14 protein-coding genes are annotated in these 18,734 nt (G+C 74.4%); 7 read left to right on the plus strand and 7 right to left on the minus strand.

Annotation, left to right across the window (positions count from 1 at the left end):
• The first annotated feature begins 90 nt into the window (after positions 1-90).
• The 3 genes from I4Q55_RS36345 to I4Q55_RS36355 all read left to right on the plus strand — a co-directional run bounded on the left by I4Q55_RS36345 (position 91) and on the right by I4Q55_RS36355 (position 3,922).
• Positions 91-978, plus strand: coding sequence for a pyridoxal-phosphate dependent enzyme (locus tag I4Q55_RS36345; protein WP_307793326.1), 888 nt, complete (start codon positions 91-93; stop codon positions 976-978).
• A gap of 122 nt (positions 979-1,100) precedes the next feature.
• Complete coding sequence (locus I4Q55_RS36350) at positions 1,101-2,153, plus strand: prolipoprotein diacylglyceryl transferase family protein (protein WP_206791916.1); 1,053 nt, start codon at positions 1,101-1,103, stop codon at positions 2,151-2,153.
• An 80-nt stretch (positions 2,154-2,233) separates the two neighbouring features.
• A complete protein-coding gene (locus tag I4Q55_RS36355) occupies positions 2,234-3,922 on the plus strand; it encodes a DUF4157 domain-containing protein (RefSeq protein WP_206791915.1) in 1,689 nt (562 codons plus the stop codon).
• A gap of 14 nt (positions 3,923-3,936) precedes the next feature.
• Here I4Q55_RS36355 and I4Q55_RS36360 read toward each other — a convergent pair whose 3' ends face one another.
• The 5 genes from I4Q55_RS36360 to I4Q55_RS36380 are packed head-to-tail and all read right to left on the minus strand — an operon-like array spanning position 3,937 to position 10,454.
• Positions 3,937-5,334, minus strand: coding sequence for a tryptophanase (locus I4Q55_RS36360; RefSeq protein WP_206791914.1), 1,398 nt, complete (start codon positions 5,332-5,334; stop codon positions 3,937-3,939).
• A gap of 1 nt (position 5,335) precedes the next feature.
• Positions 5,336-6,490, minus strand: a complete 1,155-nt coding sequence (locus I4Q55_RS36365) for a cation:proton antiporter (protein WP_206791911.1) — start codon at positions 6,488-6,490, stop codon at positions 5,336-5,338.
• Entirely contained in the window at positions 6,483-7,865 is a 1,383-nt protein-coding gene (locus tag I4Q55_RS36370; RefSeq protein ID WP_206791910.1) for a tryptophan 7-halogenase, read from the minus strand. Before I4Q55_RS36370 ends, I4Q55_RS36365 begins: the two co-directional genes overlap by 8 nt.
• A complete protein-coding gene (locus tag I4Q55_RS36375) occupies positions 7,862-9,679 on the minus strand; it encodes an amino acid adenylation domain-containing protein (protein WP_206791909.1) in 1,818 nt (605 codons plus the stop codon). Before I4Q55_RS36375 ends, I4Q55_RS36370 begins: the two co-directional genes overlap by 4 nt.
• Entirely contained in the window at positions 9,672-10,454 is a 783-nt protein-coding gene (locus I4Q55_RS36380) for a thioesterase II family protein (RefSeq protein ID WP_206791908.1), read from the minus strand. Before I4Q55_RS36380 ends, I4Q55_RS36375 begins: the two co-directional genes overlap by 8 nt.
• Positions 10,455-11,011: 557 nt before the next feature.
• Here I4Q55_RS36380 and I4Q55_RS36385 point away from each other — a divergent pair.
• The 3 genes from I4Q55_RS36385 to I4Q55_RS36395 all read left to right on the plus strand — a co-directional run bounded on the left by I4Q55_RS36385 (position 11,012) and on the right by I4Q55_RS36395 (position 13,537).
• Positions 11,012-11,845: an alpha/beta fold hydrolase gene (locus I4Q55_RS36385; protein WP_206791907.1), complete on the plus strand. Its 834-nt coding sequence runs from the start codon at positions 11,012-11,014 to the stop codon at positions 11,843-11,845.
• Positions 11,842-12,636 carry an alpha/beta hydrolase gene (locus I4Q55_RS36390; protein ID WP_206791906.1) on the plus strand — a complete coding sequence of 265 codons (795 nt, stop codon included), beginning with the start codon at positions 11,842-11,844 and terminating at the stop codon, positions 12,634-12,636. The genes I4Q55_RS36385 and I4Q55_RS36390 overlap by 4 nt, the downstream gene beginning before the upstream one ends.
• A gap of 82 nt (positions 12,637-12,718) precedes the next feature.
• Entirely contained in the window at positions 12,719-13,537 is an 819-nt protein-coding gene (locus I4Q55_RS36395; protein WP_206791905.1) for an alpha/beta fold hydrolase, read from the plus strand.
• Between the two features lie 6 nt (positions 13,538-13,543).
• Here the strand turns inward: I4Q55_RS36395 and I4Q55_RS36400 are convergent, their stop codons facing one another.
• The gene (locus I4Q55_RS36400; protein ID WP_206791904.1) at positions 13,544-16,282 is read right to left on the minus strand and encodes a helix-turn-helix transcriptional regulator; all 2,739 of its coding nucleotides are present in this window, start codon (positions 16,280-16,282) and stop codon (positions 13,544-13,546) included.
• A gap of 135 nt (positions 16,283-16,417) precedes the next feature.
• Here I4Q55_RS36400 and I4Q55_RS36405 point away from each other — a divergent pair, with 135 nt between their 5' ends.
• The gene (locus I4Q55_RS36405; RefSeq protein ID WP_206791902.1) at positions 16,418-17,374 is read left to right on the plus strand and encodes a helix-turn-helix domain-containing protein; all 957 of its coding nucleotides are present in this window, start codon (positions 16,418-16,420) and stop codon (positions 17,372-17,374) included.
• Between the two features lie 4 nt (positions 17,375-17,378).
• On the opposite strand, the gene I4Q55_RS36410 is transcribed toward I4Q55_RS36405, so the two are convergent.
• Positions 17,379-18,683 carry an aminotransferase class V-fold PLP-dependent enzyme gene (locus I4Q55_RS36410; protein ID WP_206792108.1) on the minus strand — a complete coding sequence of 435 codons (1,305 nt, stop codon included), beginning with the start codon at positions 18,681-18,683 and terminating at the stop codon, positions 17,379-17,381.
• Between the last annotated feature and the right edge of the window lie 51 nt (positions 18,684-18,734).

The raw sequence follows: 18,734 nt of genomic DNA on the forward strand, positions 1-18,734 counted from the left end.
CGCAGCCACACGGCTACGGGCCCACACCCACGAGCACACCAGCCCACACCAGCTCGACACAACTTCGGCACAAGCCCTAAGGTGCCTCGGGTGAGCACCGTCGGAGACCGGATGGCCGCCCTGGCCACCCTGCCGTCGCCGCTCGCGGAGCTGCGTGACGAGCGGCTCGAGCGCCGTGGTGTCCACCTCCAGCTCAAGCGGGACGACCTCATCAGCCGCGATGTTCCCGGGAACAAATGGCGGAAGCTCCGCCACAATCTCGAAGCCGCTCGGCATCAGGGCTTCACGCGGCTCCTGACCTTCGGTGGCGCATACTCGAACCACATCCGCGCGACCGCGGCCGCCGGCCGGCACCTGGGGTTCGAGACCGTGGGCGTCATCCGCGGTGAAGCGCGTCGACCGCTCAACGATTCCCTTGCCTACGCCCGCGCGCACGGGATGGCACTGACCTATTTGGACCGTGCGACGTACCGCCGCAAGACGGAGCCGGCCGTGGTCGCCGAGCTGACCCGCGAGTTCGGGCCGTGCTACGTGCTGCCGGAGGGAGGCAGCAACGGCCTTGCCGTGCGCGGTACCGCAGAACTGGTCGGCGAGATCACCACCGGCTTCGACGTCCTCTGCTGCGCCACCGGAACGGGCGGCACCCTGGCGGGGATCGCGGCCGGCCTGCGGGGCCCGCAACGCGCGCTCGGCTTCGCCGTCCTGAACGGCGGCCGGTTTCTCGACGACGAAGTTCGCCGCCTCCAGCTCGAGGCGTTCGGCACCGTCACCACGAACTGGGACATCGACACCGGCTTCCACTTCGGCGGCTACGCGAAGCGTCGCCCAGCACTCGACAGCTTCATCGAAGCCTTCCGCGACCGGCACGGGATCACCCTTGACTGGGTGTACGAGGCCAAGATGCTCTACGGGCTCTTCGCACGCGCCGAAGCCGGCGGCTTCGAGCCAGGCACCCGTGTCGTCGCGGTGCTGAGCTGATCCGCCCGCGAAACGCCCTGCCCCCACGGGCAACGGATTCTGCCCCCGATGCCGTGCGCCCGCCCCTGGCCACCCCCGGGGGTTGCGCCGACGGTTGAGGAACCGTGCCCCCGGGAGGTGCCGTGACGGACGCGACGTGGACCGTACCCGGACGCTGGGCCCGTCGCGGCTTCCCGGCCACCGGTGCCGCCGGACTGGTCCTCGCCCTGACACTGAGCCTGCTCCTGGCCCGCGCGACCGGGATGCCCGTCGCGCTGGTCCCGGCCCTGGGCGCCGCGATGCTGCTCGCCTTCCTGGCCGTCGCGGCCGGGGGCGGGCTCGTCACCGGGCGGCCCCGGCTCGTCTGCCTGCACGGCGAGGCGGCGGCGTTCGCGGCCGCCGCCGGGCTGCTCCTCCTGCTGCACCGGCCGGTCCTGGACGGGCTCGGCGTCGTCGCTCCGGGCGTCGGGCTGTTCCTGGCCGCCGGGCGGATCGGCTGTCTGTCGGCCGGCTGCTGCCACGGCCGGCCGGCCCGGTGGGGTGTCCGGTACGGCGAACGGCACGTGGCGGCCGGGCTTCCGGCCGAGTACGCCGGTGTGCCACTCGTGCCGGTGGCCGCGGTCGAGGCGGTCGCGCTGGCCGGCACGGCCGCGGTCGCGGCCCTGGTGACGGCGGGTGGCGGGCCGGGGTTCGGCTGGTACCTCGGACTGCACCTGGTCGTCCGGTTCTGGCTGGAGTTCCTGCGCGGCGACGAGGACCGGCCGGTGTTCGGCCTGCTGACCGAGGCGCAGTGGACGGCGCTGGCCGGGACCGGGGTGCTGGTGTCGACCCCGGCCGGCCCGCCGGCACCGGTGAGCGCCGTCCTCGTGGTGCTGCTGCTGGCCGGGGTCGGCGTCGCGGCCCGGCGGGCCGAGGCGACGCGGTTGTGCCGCGACGGTCACCTGCGCCGCCTGGCCGGGCTGGTCCGGCGGGCCGCCGCGGCCCCGGGTGACCCGGTGCTGATCGACGAGGACCGCGGCCTCCGCCTGTCGGCGTCCCACCGGCACTACGCCTTCTCCCGGCCCGGCGCCCCGCTGGGCCGGGCCGGGCTGGCCGCGCTCGGCCGGGTCGTCGCGGCCACCGGACCGAGCGGGCGCCCGCGGCGGCTGACCTCGCCGAGCGGCGTGCACCACGTCTCGATCGGCGTGGACCGATGACCGCCCGCGAGCGACGCCCCGCACCGGACGGCGACACGCCGGCCACCGCACTTACCCCCGAACATCGCGGGTCCTTGCCCGTGGCCCTGCCGACCCACGGCGACTCAGGCTCCCGGGCCGCCCTGATCTCGCACCTGCAGCAGGCCGCGGGCAACGCCCGGGTCCAGCGGCTGCTCGTGAGCCGGGAGGCCGGTGACGCGGGCGGAGCCGACGGCGGGTTGATCGTGCCGGACTCGGCGGCCGGCCTGGAGCCGGGGCAGATGCGGCGTGGACCTTTCCTGGCCGCGCTGCGCGGTGCGGTCGAGGCGGCGCTGGGCGGGGCCGACCCGGTCACCGCCGCCGACGCGCGGGCCCACTTCGCCGAGGTCTTCGGCGGCATCGAAAGCCAGGACTGTCCCGGACTTGAGCGCTCACTGCGGGAGAACCTGCCCGGCGTGGCGATCACCGACGCCCAGTCCTACGTGACGGCGGCGGCCACCGCCGTGCGGGACCGGGTCGGGGGCTCCGCCGCGCCGGCTCCGGGCGGGCTGGTCGGGCGGCTGGTGTCCGCCGTCGGGAACCTGGCCGGCGCGCTGTTCAAGGCCCGTGACGGAGTGGCCGGCGACCGTGACGTCCGGGTCGTGCGCGGCCGGCTCGGCGCCGGGCAGGCCCTCGACGGCGGGGTGCGGGCCGACCTGGAGTCGGCCTACGGGCGGGACTTCGGCGGGGCGCGGGTGCACACCGACGCCCGGGCCGGCGCGCTGGCCGAAGAGCTCGGCGCGCGGGCGTTCACGGTCGGCGAGGACATCGCGTTCGCCCCGGGCGAGTACCAGCCGGGCACCCTCGGCGGGGACGCGCTGATCGCGCACGAGCTGGCCCACGTCCAGCAGCAGCGGGACGGCGCCGGCGGGAGCGCGGTCGACGGGCTGGAAGAGGACGCCGACCGGGCCGCGGTCGGGGCCGTGGTGTCGCGCTGGTCCGGGTCGGCCCAAGGGCTGGGTGACGGGCTGGTGCCCCGGTTGCGGGCGGGACTGCGGCTGCAGCGCTGCGGGGGCGGCCAGGCCCGCGCGGCCGGGGCACAACCGCCGGTCCAGCTCACCCCGGACCAGTGGCGCGCGGCGGTCACCGCGGCCACCCAGCTGCCGCCCGGCCGGCAGGGCGCGGCCATGACCAGCCTCGCCCAGCAGGCCGTCGGCGGGCTGGGCATCACGGTGCGCCAGGCCGGCACGCGCCACCCGGACCAGGTCCACCCGGACGACTACGCCGAAACGCCCGCCCTCAACTTCGACCCCCGGCTCAACCTCAAGACCCGCTTCGGCCGGAGCGGTGGGGGCCGGCCGATCGGCACCAACGTGGGCTACAACTTCGTCGTCGGCAACCAGCGGACCGGCGTCCGGCGGTACGCGATCATCGGCCCGAACTCGCTCGACCCCGACACCCAGCTGACCACCCGGCAGTACGCCCAGCACGAGCTGTCCCTGGCCGCGGCGAGCCAACCGGGCCGGGAGCAGGATGACGACGTGCAGGAACTGCGGCAGTGGACCGAGGACTTCCGCGGCTACTTCCACCAGTACGCCGCCCTGCCGCTCCCCCAGCGGCCGACATGGAGCCCGCTGGCCCGCTACTACGAGCGGGCCGAGGCCGCCGACCGGCAGGCGGCCGTCCAGCGGCTCGTGCAGTACTTCACCGCGCAGCCCGAAACGGTACAGCGAGCCATGCGCACCTGGGCCCGGCGCTATCCCAGCGCGCTCACCAACGACCTGACCGCCGCGCTGCCCGCCGCCCGCTGACCAGGAGGCAGACCTCACCTGAAGATGCTCGCCCCGGACACCGGGGTGAACCGCGCCTGGAAGAACCTCAGGTGCCGCGGTTCGGTCTCGAACCGCAGCCCGCGGGCGATCCGGTCGCGGTCGCGGTGGACGGCGATGACGGCGTCGGCGACCAGGTCGATGTGGGCCCGGGTGTACACGCGGCGCGGGATGGCCAGGCGCAGGAGTTCCAGACGCGGCAAGCGGTTCTCGCCGGTGACCGGGTCGCGGCCGGCCGTCACGGCGCCGCGCTCGACGCCGCGGACCCCGGCCTGCAGGTACGTCGCGCAGGCGAGCGTCTGGGCGGGGAACTCCGTCCGCGGGACGTGCGGGAGCGCGGCCGCCGCGTCGACGCAGACGCAGTGCCCGCCGAACGGGCGCACGACCGGCACCCCCGCGTCGGCCAGGCGTTCGCCGAGGTACTCGACCTGGGCCACGCGGGCCCGGATGTGGTTTTCGTCGACCGACTCGGCGATGCCCGCCGCGATGGCTTCCATGTCACGGCCGGCCATGCCGCCGTAGGTGTGCAGACCCTCGTACAGCACCACGAGTCCGCGGGCCTGCTCGGCCAGCGCGGGATCGCGCAGCGCGAGCCAGCCGCCGATGTTGGCGAGCGAGTCCTTCTTGGCGGACATGACCGCGCCGTCGGTCGGGGCGCACAGCGCGCGCAGGATGTCCGCCACCGTGCGGCGGGCCCAGCCGGGTTCGCGCTGCTTGACGAACCAGGCGTTCTCCACCGCGCGGGCGGTGTCGAGGAACACCGGGATCCCGTGCGCGTGCGCCAGTTCGCACGTTTCGGTCAGGTTCGCGACGCTGATCGGCTGCCCGCCCGCCATGTTGACCGTCGCGGCGAGCGAAACGTACGGGATCGCCGCCGCCCCGAACTCGCCGATCACGGCCTTCAGCTTGCCGAGGTCGACGTCGCCCTTGAACGGGTACGCCGAATCCGGGTCGTGGGCTTCGTCGACGATGACGTCGTGGAAGACCGCCCCGTTCAGTTCCTGGTGGGCGCGCGTGCTGGGGAAGTACATGTTGCCGGGAATGTGCGTGCCGGGCCGGATCAGGCAGCGGGACAGGATGTTCTCGCCGCCGCGGCCCTGGTGCACCGGGATCACGTGCTCGTAGCCGTAGAAAGCGCGCACGGCCTCCTCGAAGACGTAGAAGCTGCGGGCCCCGGCGTAGGCTTCGTCGCCGTGCAGCAGCGCCGACCACTGCCGGTCCGACATCGCGTTCGTGCCGGAGTCGGTGAACAGGTCCACGTAGACGTCCTCCGCGCGCAGCAGGCACGGGTTCCAGCCTGCCGCGCGCAACGCCGCTTCACGGTCGTCACGGGTGGTGGCGCGCAGCGGCTCGACCATCTTGACGCGCCACGGTTCCGGTGGGTAGACGGGCATGTCAGACTCCCTCGCGTTGCCGGGACAGCCGGGTGAGCAGCGGGCCGGTCATCGCCGTGGTCACCAGGGCCATCACGACCAGCGCGGTGTAGAGCGCGCCGTCGATGAGGCCCAGGTTCAGGCCGATGCCGGCGAACACGATCTCGGTGACGCCGCGGGTGTTCATCAGCACCGCGAACACCCCGGCCGGGTGCGGGTCCAGCCCGCCACAGCGCGCGCCCAGGTACGCGCCGCCGAGCTTCCCCGCCACGGCGACGCCGACGACCGCGGCGATGTCCGCGGCCAGCCCCGCGTCGAGCAGGCGCAGGTCGACCGCCCGCCCGGTGAGCACGAAGTACAGCGGCACCAGCAGCGAGCCGGCCGGCGCGAGCAGCGCGGCGGGATCGAGTGCCGGGACGGCGTGGCCGAGGACGATGCCCGCGAAGAAGGCGCCGATCGCCGGGTGCAGGCCGGCGGCCTCGGTGCCCGCCGCGGCCGCGCAGGCCAGCCCGGCCAGCACCGCCGTCGCCGACGGCCGGGACAGCCGGGCGGCCCAGCGGCGGAACCGGTCGCGAGCCAGCCACGGCACCGCCACGAACGCGACCAGAACCGGCCACGCCGGCGTCGCGGACCAGCCGTGCCAGGACGCGGCGGCGACGGCGAGCGCCGTCCACGCGGCGACGTCGGAGACGGCGGCCGCGCTGAGGGCGCGCTGCCCGGTGACCGCGTCGGACAGGCCGCGTTCGGCGAGGATCCGGGCCAGCACGGGCAACGCCGTGACCGCCAGCGCGGCCGCGACGACGATGACGAACGCCCCGGAGCCGGCCCGGGCGTGCCGCTGGGCGAGCCACACCGCCAGCACCACCCCCAGCGCGAACGGGACCAGGGTCGCGCCCAGGGCCGGGACCACCGCCGACTTCAGCCGGACGCGGGTCATCGACGGTGCCAGGTGGGCACCGGCGGCGAAGAGGAACAGCACCAGGCCGAGCTGGGCGAGCGCGGTGAGCGCGAGGCCGGCCGGCTCCGGCAGCAGGCGCAGGAGGGGCGCGAGGGCCACCCCGCACAGGATCTCCCCGAACACCGCGGGCTGGCCGAGCCGGACCGCGGCCGCCCCGGCGAGCCGGGCCAGGCCGAGCACCACAGCGAAGGCAGCGAGCAGGATCGCGAGCTCAGGCATCGGGCACCTGCCACCGCCGGCCGTCCGAAGTAGACACCAGCCCGCCGGGGAACATCGGCGGCTCCTCGCCCGCGTCGGCCCCGAGCAGGCCGCGCAGCTGCAGGTGCGCGCCTTCGGCGAGCACGTCCCCGAAGGCGTCGAAATCCCCGGACGACACCCCGCCGACGAGATCGGCGAACGCCGCGCGGTCGTCGCCACCGTCGCCATCGCGACCGGTGACGTGCCCATCAACAACGTGGTGCGCGTACCGGAAGTAGGCGCGCTGGTCGGACGCGAGCCGGTAGAAGCCGCGCAGGAAGTCCCGGAACACCCCGAACTCACGGCGGTAACGCGCTTCGAACTCGGCGAAGCACCGGTCTTCGGGCACCAGCCCGGCCAGGGTGCTGTTGATCGACCGGGCGGCCAGCAGCGCGCTGTAGGTGGCCAGGTGGACCCCTGAGGAGAAGACCGGGTCGATGAAGCAGGCAGCGTCGCCCACCAGCACCATGCCGGGGCAGTACAGCGAAGTCCGGTCGTAGGAGTAGTCCTTGCGCACCCGCAGCCGGTCGTACGGCGGTTCGGTGGCCGGCCGCGCGTCCCGGAGGAACTCGGCGATCAGCGGGCAATCGGCGATCAGGCCGCGGAACGCCGCCTCCCGGTCGCCTTGCACGCGGGCCGCGCACTCCTGCCGGACGACCGCGCCGACGCTGGTCAGGGTGGCCGACAGCGGGATGTACCAGAACCAGCCGGCGTCGAAGGCGACGCAGAGGATGTTGCCCGCGTCCGGCTCCGGCAGCCGGGCGCCGCCGCGGAAGTACCCGAAGAGCGCCACGTTGCGGAAGTCCGGGGAGTATTCGCGGGTGCCGCCGGCGTCGTGGTGCAGCCGGCTGGTGTGCCCGGAGGCGTCGACGACGAAGCGGGCCGTCGCGATCCGTTCGCGGCCGGCCTCGTCGAGGTAGCGGACGCCGGTGATCCGGCCGCCGTCCCGCACCGTGCCGACGGCCCGGTGCCCTTCGCGGACGTCGGCCCCGAGCCGCCGCGCGCCGCGCAGCAGGATCGTGTCGAACCGGGTGCGTTCGACCTGGTAGGCGTAGGAGGTCGGCCCCGCCATGCGGTCCGAGGCGGCGAAAGCGAACGTCCACGGCTCGGGGCTGCTCCCCCAGCGGAACGCGCCGCCGCGCTTGCGGACGAACCCGGCGCGCTCGATCTCGTCCCGCACGCCGAGCAACGCGCAGACGCCGTGGACGGTGGCCGGGAGCAGCGACTCGCCGATCCGGTACCGCGGCAGGTGTTCCTGCTCCAGCAGCAGGACGCGGTGGCCGTCGGCCGCGACCAGCCCGGCCGCGGTCGACCCACCGGGCCCGCCGCCGACGACGATGACGTCGTAACCGGTCATGACGCACCGCCTTCCATGCTGTCGGGGACGAGTTCGGCGAGCCGGGCGACGGTGCGGCGGCGCAGGACGTCGCGCAGCGAACACGGCACCCCGCGGGCCCGCAGCCGCGCGGCCAGCGCCGCGGCGGAGAGGCTGTGCCCGCCGAGGGCGAAGAAATCGCTGCTCGGGGCCACCGAAGTCACCCCGAGCTGGCTGCGGAACGCGGCCGCGACGACCGCCTCGGCGCGGGTCATCGGCGCCGGGCGCCGCGCGATCCGGGTGGCGGTGCGGCCAGTCTTCGCGGTGCGGCCAGTCTGCACAGTGCGGCCAGTCTGCACAGTGCGGTCGATCTTGCCGGCGCGGTCGATCTTGCCGGTGCGCCCGACCGGCAGGGCGTCGGCTTCGACGACGACGGGCACGAGGTATTCGGGCAGCCTGCGGCGAAGCCGCTCGCGCAGGTCCTCCGGCGTTCCCGCGTCGAGGACGACGTAGGCGACCAGGGCGCCGTTCTCGCCGCGGACCAGGGCCTGCCGCACCCCGGGCAGCGCGAGCAGGGCGTGTTCGGCTTCGGCGGGCTCGACGCGGTGACCGCGGATCTTGACCTGGTCGTCGAACCGGCCCAGCCAGCGCAGCGTGCCGTCGGGCTCGCACCGGCACCGGTCGCCGGTGCGGTACCAGCGTTGCGGCGGGGACCCGAACCGTTCGGCCGTCAGCGCGGCGTCGCCGAAGTAGCCCAGCGCGAGCGACGCCCCGCCGACCAGCAGCTCACCGGCTTCCCCGACCGGCACCGGCCGCCGGTGGTGCGGATCCACGACCTGGACGGTGGTGTTGGCGATCGGCCGGCCGATCGACGGCGTTTCCCGGTCGGCCACCCGACAGCAGGTGGTGAACACCGTGCATTCGGTCGGGCCGTACAGGTTGACCGCCGTCAGGTCCGGGGTCTCGCGCAGCCGCGTCCACAACGATTGCGGGACGGCTTCGCCGCCCATCAGCAGCATCCGCGGGCGGGTGTCCTCGGCGAGCAGGCCCGCGTCGACGAGCCCGGACAGCTGCGCCGGGACGGCTTCCACCACGGCGAGCCGCCGCTCGCGGACGAACCGGACGTAGCGCTCGGGATCGGTGCGGACGTCCTCGGGTACCAGGTGCACCTCGTGCCCGCCGACCAGCCACAGCAACGGGTCCCACGCGGCGTCGAACGCCGGCGGCAGGCCGTGCGCCACCCGCTGCCGCTCGCCGCCGGCCGGGAACAGCCGGGCGGCGAGCTCGCAGTACAGGTTGACCAGGCTCCGGTGTCCCACCACGACACCCTTGGGCCGTCCGGTGGAGCCGGAGGTGTAGACGATGTACGCCGGATCTCCCGGGCGGGGGCCGGTGACCGCGTCCCCCTGCTCGGGGCGCGCGGCGAGTTCGCGGCGCCAGTTCTCCGGTGTCAGCGCCACGTCCGCGTCGGCGGCGAGCTCGGCCACGTCGGTGAGCAGCACCGCCGGACGCGCCTCGGCGAGGATCAGCGCGCGCCGGGCCGGCGGCAGCCCCGGGTCCAGGGGCAGGTACACCGCGCCCGCCTTGGCGACGGCGAGGGGCGCGAGCACGGCCAGCACGGACCGGGTCATCGCGCACGCGACCACCGAGCCGGGCACCGCCCCGGCCGCGCGCAGCGCGTTCGCCAGCCGGGCACTCCACCGGCACAGGTCGCCGAAGCTCCAGGCGACGTCGTCGGCCACCAGCGCCGTCCGCCCGGGAAACGCCCGCGCGCGCAGCTCGAACAGTTCCTGCCACCCCACCTGCGGCACGAAGCGCCGCCCACCCCCGACCACGCTCGGCGGCAGATCAGGCATCGCGTGCCCCCGCCGCGACGACGTCCCGTTCGACCCGGCGCATCCACGTCCAGAACCCGGCGCCGCCGCCCGGGGCGAGCAGCCCCAGGTGGCCGCCGGGGACCGTCGCGGCGAGGAAGGCCCCGGTCGTCCAGTCCCGCCACGCCTCGGTCGCGTCCTCGGTCGTGACGGGGTCGTCCTCGCCGCACAGCGCGGCGAGCGGGCACCGCACCGGCGTCCCGGCCGGACCCCGGTAGGCGGCGGTCAGGGCGACGTCGCGCCGCAGGAGGTCCACGGCGTACGCCCAGACCTCGAAGGACGCGCGGTTGCCCAGGCCGGGAACGAACCCTTCGCCGCCCAGCACCTCGGGCAGGCTGTCCTCGCCGAGCTGCCGGTACCGCCCGCGGACCCGCCGCTGCGGCGCCGGCGCCCCGGCGACGACCACGGCCGCGGGCAGCGGGCCGCAGCGGGTGCGCAGCCGCTGGGCCAGCTCCACCGCGACGAACGCCCCCATGCTGAACCCGGCCACGACGGTGCGCCGCACCCACGCGGGGTCCCGGATGAGCAGCTCGCCGGTGAGGTGCTCGGCCAGCTGTTCCAGCGACGCGGGCGGCGGCACGTCCAGCCGGTCGCCCCGGCCCGGGTACTCCGCGGCCCACACCTCGGCGCCACCCGCCGCGGCGGCGACGTGGCGCAGCGTGCCGACAGTGCCACCGGCCGGCGGGAGAAGCAGATATCGGCACTCGCCGTCGCCGAGCCGTTCCCCCGTGGACAATGACCTGATGGCAGCGGGCATGACAAATCCTTCGGTGTACCGCGTCGGCGTTTTTCCCGATTTTCCAAAAAGGAAAACCGGCCTTGGTGCCGCCATTGTGGAATGGCGATGGAATTTCACAGGCGGCGACCGCCAACGTCTTCGGTTTCCTGCGATCGCGGGGGACCGTGTCCAGCTACCTCCGTCAACCGATGTCGATCATCGCCTGCCCCGAAAAGATACGACTCGACCAGAGCAACGTCCATAACGGTTCGGTCGCGTTGCCGGAAATTAACCTCAGTCCACCCAGGACTGGGCAATACTCCCCCGCCGGGGTGATATTCCGGGGAGACCCGTAGCTTCGAAGGATATTCATCTTCGACCGGGCCCGGAATTGCGAACCGCGACGGTGACCGAAGCGGGACGGCGAGTGCGGACCGCGACCCACCGCGAGGGTGCCCGGCGGTGGCCCGCGCGTGCTCGAAGCCGGGCCGGGTCGGTCCGCACTACGCGGAGCGCGGGATTCGAAGCGGGTGGTGCCGCGGAAGGGTCGGCGGTGTGGCCGGGACACGGCCGGCCCGACTCGGAGGGATACCACGTTGAGTTATGTCACCGCTTCTGACGGGGCGCGGATCTTCTACAAGGACTGGGGTGCCGGCCGTCCGGTCGTGCTCAGCCACGGCTGGCCCCTGAACTCCGACAGCTGGGAGGCCCAGGCTCTGTTCCTGGCCGGGAACGGGTACCGGGTGATCGCCCACGACCGGCGCGGGCACGGCCGCTCCACGCAGACGTGGGACGGCAACGAGATGGACACCTACGCCGACGACCTCGCCGCGTTGCTGGACTTCCTCGACCTGGCCGAGGTCACCCTGGTTGGGTTCTCCACCGGCGGCGGCGAGGTCGCCCGGTACGTCGGCAGGCACGGCACCGGCCGGGTCGCGCAGGTCGCGCTCGTCTCGGCCGTGCCGCCGTTCATGCTGCGCACCGAGGACAACCCGGGCGGGGTGCCGGTGGCGGTGTTCGACGCGATCCGCGCGGGGTCGCTCGCCGACCGGTCCCAGACGTACCAGGACCTGGCCGACGGGCCGTTCTTCGGCCACAACCGGCCGGGCGCGAACGTCTCGCAGGGCATCCGTGACGCGTTCTGGCTGCAGAGCATGGCGTCGGGGCACCGCAGCGCCTACGAGTGCATCGCCGCGTTCTCGGCCACGGACTTCCGCCCGGACCTGGCCGCGATCGACGTCCCCACGCTCGTCGTGCACGGCGACGACGACCAGGTCGTGCCGTTCGAGGTCGGCGGCAAGGCGTCGGCGGAGCTGATCAAGGGCGCGCGGCTGGTGGTCTACCCCGGCGCGCCGCACGGCATCACCGACACCCACAAGGCGCAGCTCGGCAGCGACCTGCTCGCTTTCCTGAAGGAGTACGGGGCATGACCACCATCGTTCTGGTCCACGGGCTGTGGATGACGCCGCGCAGCTGGGAGCACTGGGTGCCGTACTACGAGGCGAAGGGGCACACCGTGCTGACGCCGGCGTACCCGGGCTTCGAGGTCGAGGTGGAGGCACTGCGCGCCGATCCGGCGCCGATCGCCACGGCGACCGTGCCCGAGACGGTGGCCCACCTGGAGAAGGTCATCACCGCGCTGCCGGAGCAGCCGATCATCATCGGGCACTCGTTCGGCGGGACGCTGACCCAGCTGCTGCTCGACCGGGGGCACGGGGCGGCCGGGGTGGTCATCGACTCGGCGCCGCCCGAAGGCATCCGGGTGAACCCGCCGTCGCAGATCAAGTCGTTGTTCCCGATCCTGAACAACCCGGCCAAGCGGCACCAGGCCGCCGGGTTCACCCCGGAGCAGTTCCGCTACGCCTTCACCAACACGCTGTCCAAAGAGGACTCCAGGGCGGCGTACGACCGGTACGCCATCCCGGCGCCGGGCAGCTGGGTGTGGGCGTACGGCCTGCTGGCCAACCTCACCCCCGGCAAGCAGGAGACGTGGGTGAACTTCCGCAACGAGCAGCGGGCTCCACTGCTGTTCATCGCCGGCGGGGCGGACCACATCATGCCGCCGTCGGTGAACAAGTCCAACGCCCGCCACTACAAGGCACCCGGCACGGTCACCGAGTACGTCGAGTTCCCCGGTCGCTCGCACTGGACGTGCGCCGAACCCGGCTGGGAGCAGGTCGCCGACCACGCGCTCGACTGGGCGCTCCGGCACGCCCGGTGACGCGGGTCCGGCTCGGCGACGTGATCCACCCGCACCACGGTTCCCCTCCCCGGCAAACCGTTCCGACCAGTGAGGACATCCCATGAGCCACGACGCGACCGGACTCCGGCGCCGCACGTTCCTGGCCGGTGCGGCCGCCGCCGGGGTGGTGACCGCGGTCGCCGCCCCGGCCGCGGCCGCCGCTTCCCCCGGCGGTCCGAAACCGACCATCGTCCTGGTGCACGGCGCGTTCGCCGACGCCTCCGGCTGGAACGACGTCGTCCACCGGCTGTTGTGCGAGGGCTACCCGGTCATCGCGCCGGCGAACCCGCTGCGCGGCATCGCCGCCGACTCCGCCTCCCTGGCGAGCCTGCTCGCCGCGCTCGAAGGCCCGCTCGTGCTCGTCGGCCACTCCTACGGTGGCGTCGTCATCACCAATGCCGCCACCGGCAACCCCCGCGTCAAGGCGCTGGTGTACATCGCGGCGTTCGCTCCCGACGACGGCGACACGGTCGGGGGCCTGCAGAACATGTTCCCCGGCACGAAGCTCGGGCTCGACGCCCTCGACCTGCGGCCGATCACCCTGCCCGACGGAACGCCGAGCCACGACGGCTACGTCAAGAAAGCCGTGTTCCGCGACGTCTTCGCCGGTGACCTGCCGCCGGCGACGACCGCGGTCATGGCGGCCACCCAGCGCCCGGCGAACGTGCGGTCCCTGCAGGAGCTGTCCGGGCCGCCGGCGTGGCGGACCATCCCGTCGTGGTTCCTGGTCGCCCGCGACGACCAGCTCATCCCCGCCGCCGCGCAGCGGTACATGGCGCGGCGAGCGGGTTCGCGCGTCGTCGAGGTGCGCAGCTCGCACGTCGCGATGATGTCCCGGCCGGCCCAGACCGCGGCGATCGTCCTCGCCGCCGCGCGCTGAGCCGGCTCACTCCAGCCGGGACACGTGGGCCAGCCGGCGGCGGGACGTCACGCCGAGCTTCCGGAACACCTTCCGCAGGTGGTAGTCGACGGTGGAAGCGCTGATGAAGAGCTGCTCGGCGATCTCGGCGTTGGTCGCGCCGCGGGCGGCGAGCTTCGCGACCGCGAGTTCCTGCACGGTCAGGTCGCCCGCCGTCTCGGGCGACCGCCGCCGCGCCTTCTCGCCGGTGGCGACCAGTTCCTTGGCGGCTCGCGTGGCGAAGCCGGGTGCCCCCATCCGCTGGAAGATCTCCAGCGCCGTCCGGAGCTGGTCGCGGGCGTCCCGGCGGCGTTTCCGCCGGCGCAGCCATTCTCCGTAGAGCAGGTGGGCGCGCGCGAGGTCGGCGCGCGCGCCCGCTGCGGACAGCAGGGTGACCGCCTCGCGGTAGTACGGCTCGGCGGTGCCGGCCGGGGCGAGCAGGGCACGCGAGCGGGCCAGCACCCCGGCCGCCCAGCCGGTGCCGGCGGCCGTGGCCCGGGGCGTCAGCCTGGCCAGCGCGGCGGCCGCCAGGACCCGGTCACCGCTGCGGACGGCGGCTTCGACGAGGTCGGGCAGGATGCGGGAGTGCACGCTCAGCACATCGGTCTCGGCGACCTCGTGGGCGATCGCGCGGGCCCGCGCGTAGTCGGCCCGCCCGAGGTACAGCACGACCAGGCCGATGCGGACGAGCGACTGGACCGAGCCGCCCCCGAGCCGGCCGGCCGCCTCCAGCGACTCGTGCAACGCGGCGGCGGCGCCGTCGTGGCCGCCGTCGTCGGTGCGCCAGGCCAGCAGTTCCGGCAGGCGGTGGATGGACCACAGCTCGTCCGTCGCCCCGATCGCCGCGCGGACCTGGTTGCACTGCGCCAGCAGGTCCTCGGCCGCGGCCAGGTCGCCGAGGTAGGTCTCCACCGTGGCCGAGCAGTACAACGCGGTCACGAGTGTCCACAGTGCACCGTTCTGCCGCGCGACGTCGACGGCTCGCCGCCACACCGCCCGGTGCCGCTCCGGGTCCCAGAGCAGGATGCTGAGCGTCGTGCCGGCCAGGTGCCGGCGCAGCACGTGCTCGGCGGGGGTCGCCGGGTCCAGCAGCGCGTCGGTGGCTTGCCGGATGTGCGGCACGGCCGGCGCGCAGCCGTCCGTGACCAGCACGGTGAACGCGCGCAACACCAAGTCTCGTAGGGTCGCGTCGCCGGGTGCGCCGGCGGCACGGGCGATCCGCGCCACCGTGGTGTCCTGGATGAGGTGCCCGCCGCGCACGGCGTGCTCGACGGCGTCCACCAGCGCTTCACGGGCGAGTTCGGGCTCCCGTTCGCCGAACGCCGCCGCCGCGTCGAGGCACAGGGCCGAGCCTCCCGCGTACGCTCCCTCGCCGCCGAGCACCACCAGCGTGCTCGCGCGGACGAGCAGCGCCCGGCCCCGCCCGACGTCGCCGACCTGCTCGACGCCGACCGCGTCGAGCAGCTTCAGCGCCTGCACCGGCGCCCCGGCCAGGAGCGCGGCTTCGGCGGCCCCGAGCATCCGGTCGGCGCGAGCCGGCCCCTCGGGAGTCAGCTCGGCGGCCCGGGTCAGGAACGCCGCGCGCGCCGCGTACCCGCCGCGCGCACCGGCCCGGTCGGCCGCCCGTTCCAGCTCGACGGCCACCGTTTCGCCGGGTCCGACGCAGGCGGCGGCCAGGTGCCAGGCCCGCCGGTCCGCGTCGGCCGGCCGGGTGGTCGCGCCGGCGAGCGCGGTGTGCGCCCGCTGCCGCTGCGCGCTGGTCGCCCCGCCGTAGACCGCGGAGCGCACCAGCGGGTGCCGGAATTCGGCGGTGGTGCCGAGCACCAGCAGGCCCGCCGCCTCCGCGGGACCGATGTCGTCCAGCCGGACGCCGAGCTGCGCGGCGGCGTCGGTGATGTAGCCGATGTCGCCGCCGGGCTCGGCCGCCGCCACCAGCAACCACGTCTGGGTCTCCGGCGGCAGCGCACGCACCCGGCGCAGGTAGGTCTCCTCCAGCCGCCTGCCGAGGGGCAGCGGGTCCGGCAGGGACAGCGCCCCGGTCAGGTGGTCGGCCGACAGCTCCTGCCCCAGCAGGGTCAACGCCAGCGGGTTGCCGCCGGTCGCCACCGCGATGCGCGCGGCGACCCGCCGGTCCACCGGCCGGGTCACCACCGCCTGCAGCAGCTCCACCCCGTCGGCCTCGGCCAGGCCGGTCACTTCGAGCACCTCGAGCCCGGCCAGCGCGTCGACGGCGTCGCGCGTGGTGAACAGCAGCCCGAGCCCCTCGGCGTGCAGCCGGCGGCCGACGAAGGCCAGCACGCCCAGGGACTCCTCGTCCAGCCACTGCGCGTCGTCCACACAGCACAGCACCGGCGCGCCGGCGGCGACCTCGGCGAGCAACGTCAGGGTCGCCAGCCCCACCAGGAACCGGTCGGCCGGCGGGCCTTCGGCCTGCCCGCAGGCCACCCGCAACGCGCGGTCCTGCGCCGCGGGCAGGCCACGCGGAGCGCTCAACAGCGGGATCAGCAGCCGGTGCAGTGCCGCGAACGGGAACGCGGTCTCCGCCGCCACCCCGGCCACCCGGACGACCCGCAGGCCCTCGGCCCGCGCGGTGGCGTCGTCGAGCAGGGCGGTCTTGCCGATCCCCGCGTCGCCGCGCAGGACCAGCGCGCCGCTCAACCCGGCACGCACCGTGGCGACCAGCCGGTCGAGGCGCTCGCGTTCGGCTCGGCGGCCGTGGAGCGTCACCGCCGCGGTCCGGTTATTCCGTGGAAGAACACAGGACAAAAGGGTAGAAGCGGGATCAACCGGGAGGACGGCTGTGCGTGCACGCCTCTCGGCTCACCGTGCATCATGGGAGCGCTAACACTGGGAGGGTGCGCCATGCCGTTCGTCCTCGACACCGCGGAACTCCCGGCCGGCGACCGGATCGAGGCCGTGCACGCGGCGATGCAGGAGGCGTCCGCACCCTGCTACGTCATCCACGAAGACCCCGGGGGCGACGTCCACGCGCTCATGGGGGTCTGGGAACTCGGCCCCGCCAACATCTTCACCAACCGCGCCTCGGGCATCCGGCTGTCCCGCACGGCCAAGCAGGCCAAGCAGGACGTCGAGCCGGTGGTCGCCCTGTCGGTCCAGCTGCTCGCCGACGGCCGGCGGGAACAGCTGTCCGCGCGGGAGGTGGTCAAGCCGGGCGAACTGATGGCGATGGACCTGTCGGCACCCTACGAGTTCTCCTGGTCCGGCACCGGCGCCGCGGGCTGCGTCCAGATCCGGTTCGAGCAGCTCGGCCTTCCGGTCGACGTCATCCGCGACGCCACCGGCAACCTGCGCGCCAGCCCGCTCAACCGGCTGTTCACCGACCACGTCAGCCACCTGGTCGCCGACGCCGGCCGCCTCAGCGCCGACGCCGGAGCCGCCGCGCTCGGCACCGCCACTGTCGAACTGGCCCGCGCGCTGCTCATCTCGGCCGCGCACCCCGGCCGGCACACCGCCGAGGTCCTGCACCAGACGCTGCTGACCCGGGTGCGCGCGTATGTGCGCCGGCACCTCACCGACCCGGCCCTCCGCCCGGCGACGATCGCGGCCGCGCACAACGTCTCCCTGCGCTACCTGTACAAGATCTGCGCGGAGGCGGGCTTCAGCCTCGAACAGTGGATCATCGGCGAACGGCTGGCGGGCGCCCGCGCGGACCTCGTCCGCCCGAGCAGCCGCGGCCACACCATCGCGGTGATCGCCCGGCGGTGGGGCTTCAGCGACCCGACCCACTTCACCCGGCGGTTCCGCGCGGCGTACGACATCACGCCGGGCGAGTGGCGGCGCAGCGGAACGCCGCGATAACGGCTCACCTGCTCAACCGGGCGATTTCGCGGTGCAGGCCGGGGATGTGCGTCTCGCTCTCCGGCTTCATCAGGACGCTGCGCAGGATCCGGCCCCGGGGGACGTCCTCGCGCACCGCGTGACCTCGGCGGGCGAGGTCGGCGCCGGTGACCGTGTACGTCGCCACGAACAGCGCCTGCTCCGGAGGGCGACGCATCCCGGCCTCGAGCACGTGGGCGCTGACGCGGTCGATCTCGGAAAGCGTGTCGCGGGCGGGGAAGTAGCTGACGATGTCGAGCTGCGGACGCTGGAACAACGCCAGCTCGGCACCGCCGGCGATCAGGTCTGCCCAGGCGAGCGCGGCGCGGCGCCCGGGCCGGAGCACCGCGCCGAGCCCGTCCGGGGTCAGGGGCAGGACCCGCGACGTCAGCCACAGTGCCGCGGCCGCGGCACCGGCCCGGGAGCATTCGAGGGAGATTTCCCCGAGGTGCAGCTCGTCGGAGGTGAAGTACGTGTACGGCGAGTCGTGCAGGTAGAGGCCGGCGACCGACGGGTCGCGGAAGAGCACGGCACCGCAGCCGTAGGGCTGCAGCCCGTGCTTGTGCGGGTCGATGACCACCGAATCGGCGTCGGCGATGGCGCGGAACGGCGCCGAGGCCACGCCGTCGGCGGTGTCGTCGGCGATGAGCCGGAAGAACCCGCCGTAGGCCGCGTCCACGTGCACCCGGGCGCCGTACCGGCGGGCGAGGGTGACGATCTCGCCGACGGGGTCGACGGCACCGAGGCCCGTCGTCCCGGTGGTCGCGACCACCGTGCCGACGCGGCCGGTGCGGAGCAGGTCTTCGAGCGCGTCCAGGTCGAGGGTCCCGGCCGCGGTGACGGCCACCGGGACGGCCTCGATCCCGAGCACGTGGCTCATCCGGCCGTGGGTGTAGTGGGCGTCGGCGCTGTGCGCGATCGCCCGGCCCGGGTGCGTCTGGCGGGCGACGAACAGGGCCTCCAGGTTCGCGATCGTCCCGCTGCTGGTCAGGTGTCCCAGGTGCTGGGGCAGGCCGAACATCGCCGCCAGGTCCGCGACCACCTCCTTCTCCATGGCCGCGGTGGCGGGACCGCCGTCGAGGGCGTGGTTGTTCGGGTTGATCAGCATCGCGCTCAGGTAGCCGGCGACGGCCGCCGGGTGGGGCGGCTTGAGCATCTGCCCGACGTACCGGGGGTGGAAGAACGGGTAGTTGTCCCGCAGGCGGCGGTGCAGGTCCGCGGCCGCCTCCCGGAACCGTTCGAGCGGCACGTCCTGGGCGGGGTGCGGGTCGTAGCCGCCGTACTCGGACATCCAGGCCCCGACATCGCGGACGGCGTCGCCGAGCACCGCCGCGAGCTCCGC

Source organism: Amycolatopsis sp. MtRt-6 (genome assembly GCF_017308975.1).
GTDB lineage: Bacteria > Actinomycetota > Actinomycetes > Mycobacteriales > Pseudonocardiaceae > Amycolatopsis.

Coding starts and splice junctions, on each gene's coding strand:
- I4Q55_RS36360 (WP_206791914.1), bottom strand. CDS start 5,334: ATGCCCGTCTACCCACCGGAACCGTGGCGCGTCAAGATGGTCGAGCCG.
- I4Q55_RS36365 (WP_206791911.1), bottom strand. CDS start 6,490: ATGCCTGAGCTCGCGATCCTGCTCGCTGCCTTCGCTGTGGTGCTCGGC.
- I4Q55_RS36370 (WP_206791910.1), bottom strand. CDS start 7,865: ATGACCGGTTACGACGTCATCGTCGTCGGCGGCGGGCCCGGTGGGTCG.
- I4Q55_RS36375 (WP_206791909.1), bottom strand. CDS start 9,679: ATGCCTGATCTGCCGCCGAGCGTGGTCGGGGGTGGGCGGCGCTTCGTG.
- I4Q55_RS36380 (WP_206791908.1), bottom strand. CDS start 10,454: ATGCCCGCTGCCATCAGGTCATTGTCCACGGGGGAACGGCTCGGCGAC.
- I4Q55_RS36390 (WP_206791906.1), top strand. CDS start 11,842: ATGACCACCATCGTTCTGGTCCACGGGCTGTGGATGACGCCGCGCAGC.
- I4Q55_RS36395 (WP_206791905.1), top strand. CDS start 12,719: ATGAGCCACGACGCGACCGGACTCCGGCGCCGCACGTTCCTGGCCGGT.
- I4Q55_RS36405 (WP_206791902.1), top strand. CDS start 16,418: ATGCCGTTCGTCCTCGACACCGCGGAACTCCCGGCCGGCGACCGGATC.
- I4Q55_RS36410 (WP_206792108.1), bottom strand. CDS start 18,683: ATGTCCGAGTACGGCGGCTACGACCCGCACCCCGCCCAGGACGTGCCG.